Raw genomic sequence first — 15,851 nt, 5'->3', positions numbered from 1 at the left:
CCGAAGCATCTCTACCGCTTCGTTGGATTACTACCGCAACGAAGCGGTAGAGATGCTTCGGCAAGCTCAGCATGACGTTCTGATTACGATTGACCATTTCCTGAACAGGTATCTCAGCTAACAGCTTAAATAGAAAAACATGGCTATCCTTTCCAAAGACGAAGCCCAGGCCATCCTGAAAAAGGTGCTTGGTTTCAGCAAAGCTGATGAGTGCCAGGCCAGCCTGAGCGGGCGCACCACCGGCAACGTCCGCTACGCCCGCAACTCGGTGAGCACCGCTGGGGCCACCGACAACGTGAGCCTGGCCGTGGAAGCGCGCTTCGGCAAACGCTCGGGCATTGCCACCTGCAACGAGTTCGACGACGCCACGCTGAAGCGCTGCGTGCAGCGGGCCGAAGAAATTGCCCGCCTCGCCCCCGAAGACGCCGAATACATGCCCCTGCTCGGGCCCCAGCAGTACCTCACGCCCACGGCCTACGCCGCCAGCACCGCCGCCATTACGCCCGATTTTCGGGCCCAAGCGGCCGGCGACAGTATTGCGCTGTGCACGGCCAAAAACCTGACGGCCGCCGGCTACCTCGAAGACGGCGCCTACTTCCAGGCCTTGCGCAACAACAAGGGGCTGGAGGCTTATCAGCAGAGCACGAACGTCGATTTCAGCATCACGGTGCGCACGCCCGACGGTACCGGCTCGGGCTACGCCACGGCCGACTACACCGACGCGGCCAAGTTCAACGCCAAAAACCTGACTCAGCTGGCCGCCGACAAAGCCGCCGGCTCGCGCAACGCCCGGGCGCTGGAGCCCGGCAAGTACACCGTTATTCTGGAGCCCGCCGCGCTGGCCTCGGATGAGGGGCTGCTCAACAACCTCATGTACAGCCTCGGGGCCCGCGAAGCCGACGAGGGTCGCTCGTTTCTGAGTAAGAAAGGCGGCGGAAACAAGGTGGGCGAAAAGCTCTTTGATGAGCGCATCACCATCTACTCCGACCCACTTAACGCCGAGGTGCCCAGCGGCGTGTTCGATGGCGAGGGCCTGCCAGTAAAGCGCATGACCTGGATTGATAAGGGGAAGGTTTCCAACCTTTACTACTCGCGCTACTGGGGCCAGAAAAGCGGCAAGCCCGCCACGGCTTTCCCCGGCAACTGGATCATGGAAGGCGGCACCCAGAGCGTGCAGGACCTCATCAAGGGCACCGCCAAGGGCATTCTCGTCACGCGCCTGTGGTACATCCGCGACGTCGACCCCCAGACGCTGCTGTACACCGGCCTGACCCGCGACGGCACGTTCTACATCGAAAACGGCCAGATCAAGTTTCCCATCAAAAACTTCCGCTTCAACGAGTCGCCGGTGATTATGCTCAACAACGTGGAGGCCATTGGCCGCCCGGTGCGCATCGGCGGCAACCTCGTGCCCCCGCTCAAAATCCGCGACTTTACGTTTACCAGCTTGTCGGACGCGGTGTAAGCCGTAAGACTGCGCTGGTATAAGTTGAAAGGCCCACTTGGCAAGCTGCCGGGTGGGCTTTTTACTTGTGGGGCAGCAGTGGGATATCCTGAACCGTCCGGACTGGCAGTTGTAAAGTCTGATGTGGCGAGCCTTTTTAGGCTTCTGCGCTGTCAATTCCGCCTTTTAAGTTGATTGACTGAAGCTGCCACAAGTCTGCTCAGTGGCTTTTCTACCTTTCATGCGAACTGAAACTGCGGCAGCTTTGCACAGCCTTATAGTCTGGCTGCCATGCAAGCTGTGCCACGTTCCCTATCTTCCGCCATGCCTTCTATTTATCAACTGAAGCCCCTTTTTCAGCAATTGCTGCGGCCCGTGTTAGCGGGTCTGCACCGCGCTGGCATTACGGCCAACACTGTAACGGTGGCGGCCGCGCTGGCCTCGGTAGCCTACGGTGGCTGGCTCTGGCTGTATCCCGGCAGCCGCTGGGCCTGGGGGCTGCTGCCCGCGTTTCTGCTGCTGCGCATGGCCCTCAACGCCATCGACGGACTGCTGGCCCGCGAGTTCAACCAGCAGAGCCGCCTCGGGGCCATGCTCAACGAAACCGGCGACGTGGTATCCGACGCGGCCCTGTACGCGCCTTTCGCCCTGCTACCCGGCGCATCTCCGGCTCTGGTAGGCTTGGTAGTGGTGCTGGCGGTACTAACCGAATTCGTGGGCCTGCTGGGCCAGGTAGTAGGCGAGGAGCGTCGCTACGAGGGCCCTGCCGGCAAGAGCGACCGGGCCTTTTTGTTCGGGGCGTTGGCGCTGGCCGTGGGTTTGGGGCTGCCGGTCGGCCCCTACCTCAACTACTTCTTCGGCGCCCTGGCGCTACTGCTGCTGTTCACCTGCTGGAACCGGGCCCGCAAGGCGTTGGCGTGAGTGGTCAAGTGTTAGTAAAAGAATATGTCATGCTCAGCATGACACATCCTTCTCACCTCTCACCTTTCATCACTACAAAAATGCACGGCGTTCTGGCATATGCTTTCGGGGGAATTCTGGTGGTGCTGGTGGTGGCTTCGGCCGTTACGGCGCTGCTGATCCGGCGGTATCCGGCGCGCAACTACACGTCGGTGCGGTTGCGCATCCAAACCTGGTGGTGGCTGGCGGGGCTGCTGTTTCTGGCCCTGAGTTTCGACCCGATTGTGGCCCTGGGCCTGACGGCTTTCGTGAGCTACCTGGGCTTCAAGGAATTCGTGTCGCTGGTACCCACCCGGCCCGTCGATAGTCCCACGCTGCTGCTGGTCTACCTCGCCATTCCGGTGCAGTACCTGTGGGTGCACATGGCCTGGTACGGCATGTTCATCATTTTCATTCCGGTGTACGTGTTCCTGCTGCTGCCTTTGCGCATGGTCATAGCCGGCGAAACCAAAGGCTTCCTGCGGGCCGCCGGCACGCTGCACTGGGGCCTGATGACGACCGTGTTCAGCATCAGCCACCTGGCCTACCTGCTGGCGCTGCCCGTCCACGCCGGAACCCACGGGCCAATCCGCGGCGAGATGCTCGTTTTCTACCTGCTCGTGCTCACCCAGCTCAACGACGTGGCGCAATTCCTGTGGGGTAAGCTGCTGGGGCGCCGCGCCATTGCGCCCCGCGTGAGCCCCAACAAAACCCTCGAAGGACTGGTTGGCGGCGTGCTGACTACTACCTTACTGGCCTGGCTGCTGGCGCCTTGGCTCACACCGTTCAGTCCGCTCGACGCCGTGCTGGCGGGTATCCTCATCAGCCTCTTCGGCTTCACCGGCGACGTGGTGATTTCCGCCATCAAGCGCGACATCGGCGTGAAAGACTCCGGCCGCCTGCTGCCCGGCCACGGCGGCGCCCTCGACCGGCTCGACTCGCTCACCTACACCGCGCCCCTGTTCTTCCACTTCATTTATTACTTCTATTATTGAAGAAGCTAGAATTGGTTGTCCTGTCAGTACCTTAATCATCCCAGGAAGTATCCATACAACTCGATTTATTACCTCATTCCAATCTTCTGGCTACTATCTCCTGGCTGCTCCTCAATGTCCACTCCCACCAATCCCTTCCTGAAAGCTGGTCAAGCGGTGCTACGGTGGCTGTTTATGCTGTTCGTGGCCTACCCGCTGGTGCTGCTGGGGCTGGGGCTGCGGGTGCGGCACCGCGAGCGGCTGCCGGCAAATGGGCCGGCCATTGTGGTGGCCAACCACAACAGCCACCTCGATTTCATGGTCCTGCTCTCCTTGTTTCCCTTCCTGAGTGTACCGCGGGTGCGGCCGGCCGCCGCGGCCGACTATTTCTGCAAGGTGAAGTGGTTTGAGTGGCTAGCCCGCAATTTCGTCGGCATCATTCCGATTGAGCGCGGCGGGGCCCGCAAAGGCGAAGCCGATCCGCTCGAAGAATGCTACCGGGCCCTCGAAGCGGGTCAGGTGCTGCTCATCTTTCCCGAAGGCACCCGCGGTCAGCCCGAGCAGTTATCCGATTTGAAACCCGGCGTCTGGCATCTGGCCCAGCGCTTCCCCGAGGTGCCCATCGTGCCGGTGTTCATGCACGGGCTGGGCCGCGCGCTGCCCCGCGGCCGCTCTATCCCGGTGCCCTTCCAGGTGAAAGTAGCCGTGGGCCGCCCCGTGCCCCTGCTCCCCGATAAAGCCACTTTTCTGGCTTCCCTGCGAAGCAACTTCGAGCACCTGCGCGGCAAAATAGCCCCACCGGCTGGGGAGGAAGAAGACCTGCCCGACGAGCTGAACGAGGTGTCACAACAGCCAAAAGAACAGTCATACTGAGCATGACAGCGTTTATCCAAGACCCAATATTCCAAGTCCTCACCTTCCCAACTCACTGATGCAACTTACTTACGCCACTGCCCGCCCCTGCGAGGAGCGCCATTTTTCGTCGTTTGATAACGCGGAGCTGTTTTACCGGCACTGGCCGGCCACCGAGGCTTCCGAAGGGCCCCGCAAGGCGGTGGTGCTGTTCCATCGGGGCCACGAGCACGGCGGGCGCATGGCCCACTTGGCCGACGAGCTGGAGCTGCCGGGCTTCGATATTTTTGCCTGGGATGCCCGCGGGCTGGGCCTTTCGTCGGGCGAGCGGGGCGCGGCCGAAAACTACGGCGTGCTGGTGAAAGATGTGGACGAATTTATGCGCCACATCGCCCAAACTCACAAAATCGCCACCGAAAACGTGGCCGCCATCGGGCAGAGTTTCGGGGCCGTGACGCTGGCTACCTGGGTGCACGACTACGCGCCCCGGCTGCGCGGCATGGTGCTGGCTGCGCCGGCCTTCAGCATCAACCTGATTGTGCCGGGGGCGCTGGCGGGGCTGCGGCTGCTGTACGCGGTGCGCGGCAATTACTTCGTCAACTCCTACGTCAAGCCCACCCAGCTCACCCACGATCCGGCCCGCATTGCCTCCTACACGGCCGATTCGCTCATCACCCGCCCCATTGCAGCCAACATCCTGCTCGACGTGGCCGACGCCGGCCAGCGCGTGGTGGCCGATGCGGCCGCCATCCACGTACCCGCCCAGATCCTGATTTCGGGCGACGACCAAGTGGTGTACGAGGAGCCCCAGGACCGTTTCTTCGGCAACCTGAGCAGCCCCATCAAGGAAATCCACCGCTTCCCCGGCTTCCTGCACGACACGCTCGGCGAGCTGGACCGCGCCAAGCCCATTGCCATGGCCCGCGCCTTCATCATGCGGGTTTTCGCCGAAGCACCGGCCCGGCCCCTGAGCCTGCTCGAAGCCGACCGCCAGGGCTTCACCAAAACCGAGTTCGACCAGCTGACCCGCCCCGCCGGCTCGGCCCTGGCCCGGCTGTATTGGACCATGGGACGGTTCTGGATTAAGGTGGGCGGCCGGTTCTCCAAGGGAATCAAGAACGGCCTGGCCACCGGCTTCGACTCGGGCAGCACCCTCGATTACGTGTACCAGAACCGCCGCCAGGGCCTCACGCCCATCGGCAAAATCGTGGACGGCGTGTTCCTCAACAGCATCGGCTGGCGCGGCATCCGCATCCGCCGGGCGCACCTGGAGCGGCTCATCGGGCGGGCCATCGGGCTGCTGCGCGACGCCGGCCAGCCCGTGCGCCTGCTCGATATTGCCGCCGGGCACGGCCGCTATGCCTTGGCCGCCGCGTCTCAGCATCCTGGTCAGGTTGAGCATATTCTTCTGCGCGACTACAGCCCCGCCAACGTGGCCGACGGCCGCCGCCTGATTGCCGAGCAGGGCCTGGCCGACATTGCCCAATTTGAGGAGGGCGACGCCTTCGACGCGGCCGGTCTGGCGGCCCTGCAGCCCCGCCCTACGCTGGCCATCGTGTCGGGCCTCTACGAGCTGTTTGCCGATAACGAGCTGGTGCGCAAGTCGCTGGCGGGCCTCGCCGAGGCTGTGGAGCCGGGCGGTTACCTGCTCTACACCAACCAGCCCTGGCACCCGCAGCTCGAAATGATTGCCCGTTCGCTCACCAGCCACCGCGACAACGGCGCCTGGGTAATGCGCCGCCGCGTGCAGGCCGAAATCGACGAGCTAGTCGCCCAGGCCGGCTTCGAAAAGCTCGACCAGCTCACCGACCAGTGGGGCATCTTCACCGTGTCGATTGCCCGGCGGACCGGTGGTTCCTCGGATGCTACAAAGCAGCTAGCAGCTCAGGAAACCGCTGCGGTAAGCTAACAAGCACATGGTTTATTGGAGAAGCTCGCGGAAGTAATTCTCCGCGAGCTTCTCCCTTTTTGCTCGCCTCATCAGGAAACGACTCAAGCACCTATTCCTTATGCACTTCTTCCAAAACCGCCCTTGGCTGCGGGCGCTGGGGTGGCTGCTGCTACTGGGGCCGTTCTTTTTCCTCTCCTACGGCTTGGCCAACTGGTGGACGGGCCAGTTGGGGCACGTTGATTCGCTGGTGTTCAGCTGGGAGCACTACATCCCGTTCTGGGCCTGGACCATCGTGCCCTACATGTCGCTCGATGCGTTTTATGCCGGCTCGCTGCTGCTGTGCGCCACCCGCGCCGAGTTGGATGCCCACGCCAAACGACTGCTGAGTGCCAGCGCATTGTCGGTGCTGGGGTTTCTGCTGTTTCCGCTGCAGTTCAGCTTTGCGCGGCCGGCGTGGATGGGTTTAATGGATGGCTGTTTGAGGTGCTGGCGGGGTTTGACAAGCCCTACAACCAGGCACCTTCGCTGCACGTGAGCCTGGCGCTATTGGTGGGGCTGGTGTACTGGCGCCACTCGCGGGGGCTAATGCGCGGGCTGCTGGCGGGCTGGTTCGGGCTGATTACGCTGTCGGTTTTCACAACCTACCAGCACCACTTTATCGACGGCGTGGCCGGGGCAGCGGTGGGAGTGGTTTGCCTCTACCTGTTCCCGGATTCCCCGCGGACCTGGCGGCCGGTACAAGCCCCCGCCGACCGACCCTGGCGGCGCAAACTGGCGGCTGGCTATGGGTTGGGCGCGGCGCTGCTGCTGGCCACGGCTGCCGCACTTGGCAACTGGGGCTGGCTGCTGCTGTGGCCCGCCGGCGCGCTGCTGCTCGTGAGCCTGGCCTATGCCGGGCTGGGCGCATCGGTGTTTCAGAAGCACAACGGCCGCCAGAGCTTCGCCGCCCGGCTACTGCTCGCGCCCTACCGGCTGGGCGCCTGGATTTCCTCGCGCCTGTTTACGCGCCAACAGGCTCCTGCGGCCGAGGTACTGCCCGGCCTCTGGCTGGGCCGCGCCCCCGGCCGCGCCGACTGGCCCGAACCTGCCTATGGCGCGGTGCTCGACCTCACGGCCGAGTTCAACCTAAACCCAAAGGCCCGTGCCCGGCCCCATCAAAGCGTACCGCTGCTGGATTTAGTGCTGCCTTCTTCAGAAGAACTACAGCATGCCGTGGAGGCCCTGTATACGCTGTGGCCGCACCAGCCGGTACTGGTGCATTGCGCCCTGGGCTACTCGCGGAGTGCGCTGGTTGTGGCGGCCTGGCTGCTGGCTACCGGCCGCGCCGCTACACCCGCCGAAGCCGTAGCGCAATTGCGGGTCGCCCGGCCCCAGGTGCACCTCACCGAACGCCACTTGGCGGTGCTGGCCGCATATCAGGCTACCTTAGCCGTCGAACCTCAACCCGCCCTAAGCTGATGCTCCCTCCCGAAAACCCGCTGATTTACCGCGTAACGCAGGGCTTTCTGCGGGCCGGCCGGGTGCTCGACGGGGCCTCGTCGGTGCTGCTGCTGGGCACGCTGGGGCAGGCGCTGCTGCCGCTGCCGGCGGGACCGGGTGTGGTTATTGGGCTGGTTGGGGCCCTGCTGCTGGCCGCGCTGGCCAAGTACTATGCGTGGCGTATGGCTCTTGACGCCGAGTTCTTCGCCTTGCTGCACGAGCAACATGAAGTTACCGCTGACTTTGATGCGACGCTGGCCAAATTTCTGGGCCGCCCCGCCCCGCCGCCCCGGACGCCGGAAAGCCGCTGGCGCGGGGGCCGGCAGCTGGTGATGCGGCAGGCGCTGGTTGTGGCGGCGCAGTTGCTGGCGTTAGGAACGCTGCTGATTTGGGGCCGCTAAACCGACACAAAAGCCCGGCACGCGTGCAACTCTGGGGGCGGCCGCGTTTCCTTGCCTGACAGCCCGTATCATTACAACTCAAACCATCCTCATGCCCGCTGCTGCTTTTACCTTTGTGCGCCTCAGTTACCGCTCCGGCGACTGGGATGCGGTGGATGAGCGGATGCCAGCCAACCTGCTGCACTCACTGGTACAGTACACCAAGGTGCCGGTGGCGCCCAAGGAAAAAGTAGTGGCTCTCGATTCGGAGGAGCTGTTTCGCTACCCGTTCTGCTACCTCTCGGGCCATCGGCTGGTGCAGTTTTCGGCGGCCGAAAAGAAGAACTTCGAGCAGTACGTGCGCGGCGGTGGCTTCGTGTTTGTCGATGACTGCAACCACGATATCGACGGGCTGTTTGCGCGCTCTTTCGAGGAGCAGATGCGGGTGTGTTTCGGGGCCGGGGCGCTGAAGAAGCTGCCGAAGTCGCACCCGGTTTACTCGCAGTTTTTCCAGTTTCCGGAGGGCCCGCCCAACACCGGCTTCGAGCTCAACGGCTGGGGCGACGACCTGGTGCATGACTACCTCAAAGGCATCGAAATAGACGGCCGCCTGCGGGTGCTGTACTCCAACAAAGATTACGGCTGCGAGTGGGACTACGACTTCCGCAACAAGCGTTTCCTGGCCGAAGACAACACCAAATTCGGCGTCAACATCATCCTCTACGCACTAACAGCCTGATGTCGTTACGGGGTTGCTAAAAGCGGTAGCCCAGGCTCAGGCGGCCATCCGGCACGAGCGTGTGCCGCTCGTATTTCGTGAAGTCGTTAGAGTAGCCTGGGCAGCCATATGGGGCCGCCGACTTATCCCACGGTTGCCAGCTCATCAGCCCCACCGATGCATCTACCAGAACGCGCTTCTTTTGGCCGATAGGCGTCTGGCGCCCTACCAGCAGACCCGCGCCGCCCAGCGCCCGGCTGCGTCCCCCCGGCGTGTAGTTCGGTGTGCCGTAGCAGGCCACCAGCACCCTATCGCTCTGCTTTACCCGCCGGGTGCTGAGCGTAGGGGCCACGTAGAAGCCGGTCAGGGCGGCCGGATTACGCGATTGGGGAACGTAGTAGCGCATTTGCAGCGCCAGCCCCGTTATATGGTCCTTGGAGTCGTTGGCGTTGAGCAGCACTTCTACGCTGCCGCTCAGGCGCTGGCCAACCTGCCGCTCATAGCCTCAGCAGCAGCGGCAGGGCCGTTTCGCCATACACCAAACGGGACCGATTGCGCGTGAACACCGCGAGAACATCTAGCCGCACCACGTTGCGGTACGCCCGCACTGCTGCTGGCTCCGAAGCGGGGGGCGTCTGGGCGAAGGCCGCGCCGCCACTCAGCAGCAGCAAAAACAGTGTGGCAAAACGTAGCGTTGTTTTCATAGCTCGAAACAAGCGCCTACTTTGCCGGAGCACAAACCAGGTTTGGGTTGAATCAGACTTCGTGATGACAGGAATATAGCCATCGAATCCGCCTGCCACGCATCCTTCCGACACTTTTACCAGACTTTACCTCAGCCCCAGTTCCCAAGTCTTCCAGACCCCACAAATGACCGAACAAGACGTACACCGCCTGCTGGCGAAAATTCCGCTGCTCAAGGCTGAAATAGGGAAAGTAATTGTGGGTCAGCAGCAGGTGCTGGAAGAAGTGCTGGTGGCGCTGCTGGCCGGCGGCCACGCCCTGCTCGAAGGCGTGCCGGGGCTGGCCAAAACCCTGCTCGTGCGCACGCTGGCCCAGGCCACCGACCTGCCCTTCCGCCGCATCCAGTTCACGCCCGACCTCATGCCCACCGACATTCTGGGCACCGAGATTCTGGAGGAAGACCACGGCACCGGCCACCGCTCGTTCAAGTTCAACCCCGGCCCTATTTTCGCCAGCCTGGTGCTGGCCGACGAAATCAACCGGACGCCGCCCAAAACCCAGGCCGCGCTGCTCGAAGCCATGCAGGAAGGCCACGTAACCTACGCCGGCCAGGAGCACGCACTGCCCAAGCCGTTCTTTCTGCTGGCCACCCAGAACCCCATTGAGCAGAGCGGCACCTACCCGCTCCCCGAGGCCCAGCTCGACCGGTTTCTGCTCTACGTACGCATCGGCTACCCCACCGAGCAGGAGGAGCTGGCCGTACTCACGGGCACCACCGGCACCGCCCGGCCCGAGGTGCAGCCCATCCTCAGCGGCGACGATGTGCGCCAGCTGCAGCTCCTGACCCGCCAAGTGAGCATCAGCGAGGAGCTGGTGCAGCAGGTGAACCGCTTGGTGCGGGCCACCCGCCCGGCTACCTCCCAGGTCAAATTTATTCAGGATTACGGCCGTTGGGGCGCCGGCCCGCGCGCGGGCCAGGCCCTGATTCTGTGCGCCAAAGCCCGCGCCCTGCTGCAGGGCCGCTTCGCTGCTACGCAGGATGATGTGCGGGCCTTGGCGCCGGCCGTATTGCGCCACCGTATCCTACTCAACTTCAACGCCGAAGCCGAGGGCCTGACGACGGAAGATGCGGTGGTGGCGTTGCTGCGGGACGTACAGTTATAAATTTCACGCAGGGTCTCGGGGTGGATGACGCGGTGTCTCGCAGTGTCGTTCAACGGCCACCCCGAGACCCTGCGTTACCCACCCCGAGACCCTGCGTGAAATCCTTATGCTGACTCCCGAACACCTGCACGCCTTGCATAACCTGCCGCTGGCCGCCAAAACTGCCGCCGAGGGGCTGCTGCACGGTGCCCACCTAAGCCGGCGCAAGGGCGCGGGCATGGAGTTCAGCCAGTACCGCCCCTACCAGCCCGGCGACGATTTGCGCCGCCTCGACTGGCGCTTAGCGGCCCGTTCTGACCGTTATTACCTGCGCGAATCTGAGGTGGATACCAGCCTGACGGTACACCTGGTGCTCGATGCCACGGCCAGCATGAACCACCGCGACGACAACGGCCTGAGCAAGCTCGAATACGGCCGCCTGCTGTGCGCCACGCTGGCTTACGTGGCCACCCAGCAGGGCGACGCGGTAGCCCTCACGGTGCTGCACCCCGCCGGCCTGCGCCACCTGCCGTCCCGGGCCGACGCCCGCCAGCTGGCCCGCCTCTACCACGCCCTCGAAACCGCCGACGCCGCCGGCCAATTCCCCGACACTGCCACGCTCGCGCCCCTCACCGCCCGCCGCCAGCCCGCCCTCACCATCTGCGTAACCGATTGGTACGAGGAAAACGGCGAAGTCGAGCGGCTGCTGACACGGCTGCGGGCGGCCGCGGGTGAGGTGCTGGTGCTGCACCTGATGGCCCGCAACGAGCTGGAATTCACGTTTCGCGGGGCCGTAACGTTCGAGGACCTCGAAACCGGCCAGCAACTCCAGCTCGATGCCGGCCAGCAACGCCGCGCCTGGCAGCAGCAGCTGCAACCCTGGCTGCAGGCCACCGCCCGCCGCGCCCGCACCCTCGGCTTCGACTACCAGCTCCTAAGCACCGCCGAACCTCTTACCGACGCGTTACGCGAATTCCTGCGCCGCCGTGCCCGGGGATCATAACCTCCATACCGCCCAGCGCTGCTTCGCGGTACAACCCGCCGCAACTACCACCGCCGATTTGCGTCTGTTTTTCAGCTTGTCTGTATTTTTCGTGCTTCCAGCCCTATATTCTTTGCACGCAGTGTTTCGCAGTGGATGACGCAGGGTATCGGGGTGGCCGTTGAACGGCACTGCGAGACCCTGCGTCATCCACTGCGAAACACTGCGAAACACTGCGTGAAATCGATTTTACCCTTCGAGTAGTCCAACCTGTGCCGCCGATTTTCTTCTCTCACGCCGCCGCTGGTTGGCTGGCCCTGCTGGGGCTGGCCGTACCGCTGGCCATTTACCTCTGGAACCGCCGGCCGGGCCGGGTGGTGCGGGTGGGCAGCGTGCGGTGGCTGGAAGCGGCCGCCAACCAGCGCCTACGCAACATCAAACCTGAGCAGCTGCTGCTGTTTCTGCTGCGGGCCGCCGTGCTGGGGCTGGTGGCGCTGGCTGTGGCCGAACCACTGCAACTGCTGCCGGTGCCGCCCCGCCGCGGGCAGGTGCTGCTGGCTCCCGGCATAACCCCCGCCGCTCTGGCCCCGATGCGCCCAATGCTCGATTCGTTGCGGCAGCGCGGCTACGAGTTGCGCCAGCTTTCCAACTCACGCCCCGTTAGTGCAGCCCGGCCGTGGGCGGCGCTGGGCCTCGGCGACACCACCGCGCAGGCCCCGGCCCGCCTCACTGCTGACACTGTTTTGGTAGCCGCGCCCAACCTCTGGAGCACCGTGCAGCTCGCCGCCGATTCGTTGCCCGGCCGGCCGCTGGTGGTGGTTGTGCCGCTGAGCGTGGCCGCATTCCGGGGAACCCGCCCGGCGCTGCCGGCGGCCGTGCGTTGGCTGCCCCTGCCCCCGCCCGATTCGAGCCGCTGGCCCGTAGCCGCCTGGCGCACGCACCCCGACAGCCTGCTGATTTTGGTAGCGAACGGCTCGGAGTTGGCCATATCCTACCAGAAAGTGCGCGTGCGGCGGCCGGACCTGGGGCAACCCATAAGTGGTAGTTGGGGCGGGGCGGAAATCAGGCTGGCAAATCAACAGGAGTTGCTCGTAACCGAAAACGGCCGCCGCCGCACCTTGCCGCTGCTGCGCCGGACACCGCGCTGGCACCTGAGCCACGACAAGGCCCACGCCGCCTCGGCCCGGGTACTGGCGGCCGCCTTGCGGGCCGTGGCCCCGGTACTGCCGCTGCCGCCCCGGCTAGTTGTTTCCACCTCAGAAGTGCTACCACCTGACTCGCTCGACTGGCTGTTCTGGCTGCGCGACGCCCCGCTGCCCGCTCGTTGGGCTGCTGACCCAGCGGTGCACGTCTGGCAGGAAGCCGGCTCCGCTACCAAGGCTTTCACCACCGAATTCCAGTTCGCCGCCAGCGCCGACATCAGTTCTATTTCCCGGCTCGATACAGCTGCCCGGCCGGGGGCGCTGCCGGTATGGATTACTACCGCCGGCCGGCCGCTGCTGAGCTGGCATCCAACCGGCCGCTACCGGCTGCACACCCGCTTCGATGCCCCCTGGAGCACCCTCGCCGACAGCCCCGAGCTGCCTGTGCTGCTGTTGCCGCTACTGCTACCGCCCACTCCCGCTACCTTCCAGCCCGACTCGCGGCAGCTGACCCTGAGCCAGCTGCGCGGACCGATAGCGGCGGTAATTGATGGCGCAGAACCGACGGCCCCGCGCCGGGCTCTGGCGCCTTGGCTGGTGCTGGCGGCGGGCCTGCTGTTTGCGCTGGAACGGCTGCTGGCCGCCCGCCGCAGTCGTTCCGCACCAGTCACCGCGCCTGCTTCCCAATCTTCCACCGCCCAACGCCAGCCCGCATGAGCCCCGCGGTTGCCTCCGTCGCCACCGAAGCTGCTGCCCCGGTTGGGCTGGTGCTGGCCGCCGGCCGCAGCCGGGCCCGCCGCCTTACCCTAGCCCTGCTGCTACCCACTCTGGCCGCCGTTGCCCTACTGCTGACGGTAGCCACCGCCTGGCCCGGCTCGCGCTATTTCGTGGCGGGTATAGCGCTGGCGCTACCCGGGCTAGCCGGTTGGGCGCTCTGGCAAATCTGGCGCGAGTCGCCCGCCACCATTGCCCGCCGCCTCAACCAGCAGCACCCCGCTCTGGAAGACAGCGCCGCGCTGCTGCTGCAACCTACCCACCAACTGAACCTGCTGGAGCACCTGCAGCAGCAACGGCTACAGGAGCGGTTGCCGAACTTGGCTGCCGCCGGACCACTACTACCCGTCAGTTTTCGGCCGGCTTTGGGCGGCGCGGCGGCGCTGTTGTTGCTAGCGGCGCTGGTGTGGTGGCAGCGGCCCGGCGCGGGCAGCGTCCCCGGCCACGGTTGGGGCCCCGGTGGCCCTGCGCTTTCAGGAAACTCCGGCCCAACCCGCCACGGCCCCGCGCATCGTGGAGACCCGGCTGCGGGTGCAGCCGCCCGCTTACACCCGCCAGGCCGCCTTTGCGCCAGCGGCGGGCTCATTTCGGTGCGCGGCCGGCAGCCGGGTGCGTTGGCAGGTGCGGCTGAGTCGCCCTTCGAAAACGCCGCCGGTGCTGGAGTTGGGTACCCGCAAGCTGCCGCTGCGGCCGGTGCCGGGCGATTCGCTGGCTTTTGGATATGAGGAAGTGCTGTCGGCCTCGGCGCTGTACCGGCTGCGGCTGGGCGGGCAGGTTTCCGACGATTATTCGATTGAAGTAGTGCCCGACCAGGCCCCGGTTATTCGCCTCATCCAGCCCAAAGCCTACACGCTGGTGGAGTTTGGCCAGCCGCCGCGGGTAGCCATTGAGGCCCAGCTGAAGGACGATTACGGCCTGAGCCGGGCCCGGCTGGTGGCCACCGTGGCCCAGGGCCAGGGCGAGGCGGTGAAGTTTACGGAAGTAATAACCGAGCTGAGCACCGGCCTGAGCGGCCAGCCGACTACCGCCACGCTGCGCCCCGTCCTCAACCTGCGGGCCCTGGGCCTGAGCTACGGCGACGAGGTGTACTTCTACCTGCAGGCCTGGGACAACCGCCAACAGCTGACCCGCTCCGACACCTACCTGGTGCAGTGGGAAGACACGACGGTGCAGAATAGCACCCTCGATGCCTCGTTGGGCGTGAATACGGCACCGGCCTATTTCCGCAGCCAGCGCCAGATTATTATCGACACCGAAAAGCTGCTGGCCGAGCAGAGCCGGCTGCCCGCCGCCACGGTGCAGGAGCGTGCCAACAGCATCGGCGTTGACCAGAAGCTGCTGCGCATGCGCTACGGCAAGTTTTTGGGCGAGGAAACCGACGAAAGCATCGGCGGCGCCACCCGCCCTGATGAGCAGGACCAGGCCACCAAACCCGTCGACCCGCCGGGCATGGGCTCGGTGGTAGCCGAAGACCACACCACCCCCGAACCTGCTGCCGCCGCTGCCGAGGAGCATCACGAAAACGACGGCCACGACCACAGCGCCGGCCTACCGGCGGGGACCGGGCAGTCGGCCGCCGAGGCGCGCACGGCCGAGCTGATGGAACCCTACATGCACCGCCACGACGATTCGGAAACGGCCGATTTTCTGGAGCCCGCCGTGAAGGCCAAGCTGCAGGCCGTGCTGGCCCAGATGTGGGAGTCGGAGCTGCGGTTGCGTACCGGGCAGCTGCGCGAGGCATTGCCCTTCGAGTATCGCGCCCTGCGGCTGCTGAAGGAAGTGCAGCAGCAGACCCGGGCCTACGTGAAAAAGGCCGGCTTCACGCCGCCGCCCATGCCCGAGGCCACCACCCGCCTCACCGGCGACCTGACCGGGGCCGCCGCCCCCCGCCGTCAGCGCCAGCTTGATGCCCCACCCCAGCAACCCACCCTACGGGCCGCGCTGACCGTAGTGCGGCAGCTACGGGCGGCCGGACCGCCCCCCGCCGGGGCTGCGGCGGCCCTGGAGCAAGTAGGGCCCGAGCTTTCGCGCGCTGCCCTGCAAACGCCCGGCCGCTACCTCGCCGCCCTGCGCAATCTGCGCGAAGTAGCGGCCGCCCTTCGGGCCCGCCAGCCCGTTGATAAAACTCGGTTGCCCTCCCTGGAGCGCGCCCTCACCAATCTGCTACCCGTACCCGCCCCGGCCCCCACCGCCCGCCCCGCCCCTAACAACCAGCTCACCCGCCGCTATTTCAACCTGCTGAACTGATGCAACGCGAACCGAAGGACAGCGAAGCTAAGCTCCGGTTCGCGCTACATCAGTTCAATGACACTCTAAGCACTAACTGCTAAGCTCTACGCACTAAAAAATGCTCTACCTGCTCCCTCTGCTGCTGGCCGTGCTGCTCACAGTGCTGGCCCTGCGCCGCGCCGATACGCGGCGGCGGGGGCTACGCGTGGCGGCCGGGCTG

Annotated in this window: 15 protein-coding genes; 13 read left to right on the top strand and 2 right to left on the bottom strand. The window is 65.0% G+C overall.

Annotation, left to right across the window (positions count from 1 at the left end; genetic code table 11):
* Window positions 1-139 precede the first annotated feature (139 nt).
* The 9 genes from D0N36_RS04180 (at window position 140) to D0N36_RS04140 (ending at window position 8,698) form a co-directional block, all read left to right on the top strand.
* Window positions 140-1,465, top strand: coding sequence for a TldD/PmbA family protein (locus tag D0N36_RS04180; protein WP_116940028.1), 1,326 nt, complete (start codon window positions 140-142; stop codon window positions 1,463-1,465).
* Window positions 1,466-1,768: 303 nt separating this feature from the next.
* Window positions 1,769-2,365 (top strand): CDP-alcohol phosphatidyltransferase family protein, encoded by a 597-nt coding sequence (locus D0N36_RS04175; RefSeq protein WP_116940026.1) that lies wholly within the window; start codon window positions 1,769-1,771, stop codon window positions 2,363-2,365.
* 38 nt (window positions 2,366-2,403) lie between these two features.
* Window positions 2,404-3,378 (top strand): phosphatidate cytidylyltransferase, encoded by a 975-nt coding sequence (locus tag D0N36_RS04170; protein WP_242478792.1) that lies wholly within the window; start codon window positions 2,404-2,406, stop codon window positions 3,376-3,378.
* A gap of 114 nt (window positions 3,379-3,492) precedes the next feature.
* A complete protein-coding gene (locus D0N36_RS04165; protein WP_116940022.1) occupies window positions 3,493-4,230 on the top strand; it encodes a lysophospholipid acyltransferase family protein in 738 nt (245 codons plus the stop codon).
* 58 nt (window positions 4,231-4,288) lie between these two features.
* Window positions 4,289-6,118: a bifunctional alpha/beta hydrolase/class I SAM-dependent methyltransferase gene (locus D0N36_RS04160; RefSeq protein WP_116940020.1), complete on the top strand. Its 1,830-nt coding sequence runs from the start codon at window positions 4,289-4,291 to the stop codon at window positions 6,116-6,118.
* A 100-nt stretch (window positions 6,119-6,218) separates the two neighbouring features.
* Window positions 6,219-6,635, top strand: coding sequence for a hypothetical protein (locus D0N36_RS04155; protein ID WP_199798303.1), 417 nt, complete (start codon window positions 6,219-6,221; stop codon window positions 6,633-6,635).
* The gene (locus D0N36_RS04150; RefSeq protein WP_199798302.1) at window positions 6,554-7,558 is read left to right on the top strand and encodes a phosphatase PAP2 family protein; all 1,005 of its coding nucleotides are present in this window, start codon (window positions 6,554-6,556) and stop codon (window positions 7,556-7,558) included. The genes D0N36_RS04155 and D0N36_RS04150 overlap by 82 nt, the downstream gene beginning before the upstream one ends.
* Entirely contained in the window at window positions 7,558-7,980 is a 423-nt protein-coding gene (locus D0N36_RS04145) for a hypothetical protein (RefSeq protein ID WP_116940018.1), read from the top strand. The genes D0N36_RS04150 and D0N36_RS04145 overlap by 1 nt, the downstream gene beginning before the upstream one ends.
* A 91-nt stretch (window positions 7,981-8,071) precedes the next feature.
* Entirely contained in the window at window positions 8,072-8,698 is a 627-nt protein-coding gene (locus D0N36_RS04140) for a DUF4159 domain-containing protein (protein WP_116940016.1), read from the top strand.
* A gap of 16 nt (window positions 8,699-8,714) precedes the next feature.
* Here D0N36_RS04140 and D0N36_RS04135 read toward each other — a convergent pair whose 3' ends face one another.
* Together D0N36_RS04135 and D0N36_RS04130 are read right to left on the bottom strand one after the other, a co-directional pair.
* Window positions 8,715-9,137, bottom strand: a complete 423-nt coding sequence (locus tag D0N36_RS04135; RefSeq protein WP_116940014.1) for a hypothetical protein — start codon at window positions 9,135-9,137, stop codon at window positions 8,715-8,717.
* A 37-nt stretch (window positions 9,138-9,174) separates the two neighbouring features.
* Window positions 9,175-9,381 carry a DUF2059 domain-containing protein gene (locus D0N36_RS04130; protein ID WP_116940012.1) on the bottom strand — a complete coding sequence of 69 codons (207 nt, stop codon included), beginning with the start codon at window positions 9,379-9,381 and terminating at the stop codon, window positions 9,175-9,177.
* A 166-nt stretch (window positions 9,382-9,547) separates the two neighbouring features.
* On the opposite strand from D0N36_RS04130, the gene D0N36_RS04125 reads away from it, so the two are divergent.
* The 4 genes from D0N36_RS04125 (at window position 9,548) to D0N36_RS04110 (ending at window position 15,649) form a co-directional block, all read left to right on the top strand.
* On the top strand, window positions 9,548-10,525 hold the full coding sequence (locus tag D0N36_RS04125; protein WP_116940010.1) for an AAA family ATPase: 978 nt from the start codon (window positions 9,548-9,550) through the stop codon (window positions 10,523-10,525).
* A gap of 106 nt (window positions 10,526-10,631) precedes the next feature.
* Window positions 10,632-11,507, top strand: a complete 876-nt coding sequence (locus D0N36_RS04120) for a DUF58 domain-containing protein (RefSeq protein ID WP_116940008.1) — start codon at window positions 10,632-10,634, stop codon at window positions 11,505-11,507.
* Window positions 11,508-11,758: 251 nt separating this feature from the next.
* Complete coding sequence (locus tag D0N36_RS04115; RefSeq protein WP_190242512.1) at window positions 11,759-13,345, top strand: BatA domain-containing protein; 1,587 nt, start codon at window positions 11,759-11,761, stop codon at window positions 13,343-13,345.
* Between the two features lie 516 nt (window positions 13,346-13,861).
* Complete coding sequence (locus D0N36_RS04110) at window positions 13,862-15,649, top strand: hypothetical protein (RefSeq protein ID WP_190242511.1); 1,788 nt, start codon at window positions 13,862-13,864, stop codon at window positions 15,647-15,649.
* Window positions 15,650-15,851: the final 202 nt, after the last annotated feature.

The organism is Hymenobacter lapidiphilus, from assembly GCF_003417065.2.
Classification (GTDB): domain Bacteria; phylum Bacteroidota; class Bacteroidia; order Cytophagales; family Hymenobacteraceae; genus Hymenobacter.
Note: the sequence above shows the minus strand (reverse complement) of the source record. Positions and strands in the feature narration are given on the sequence as shown.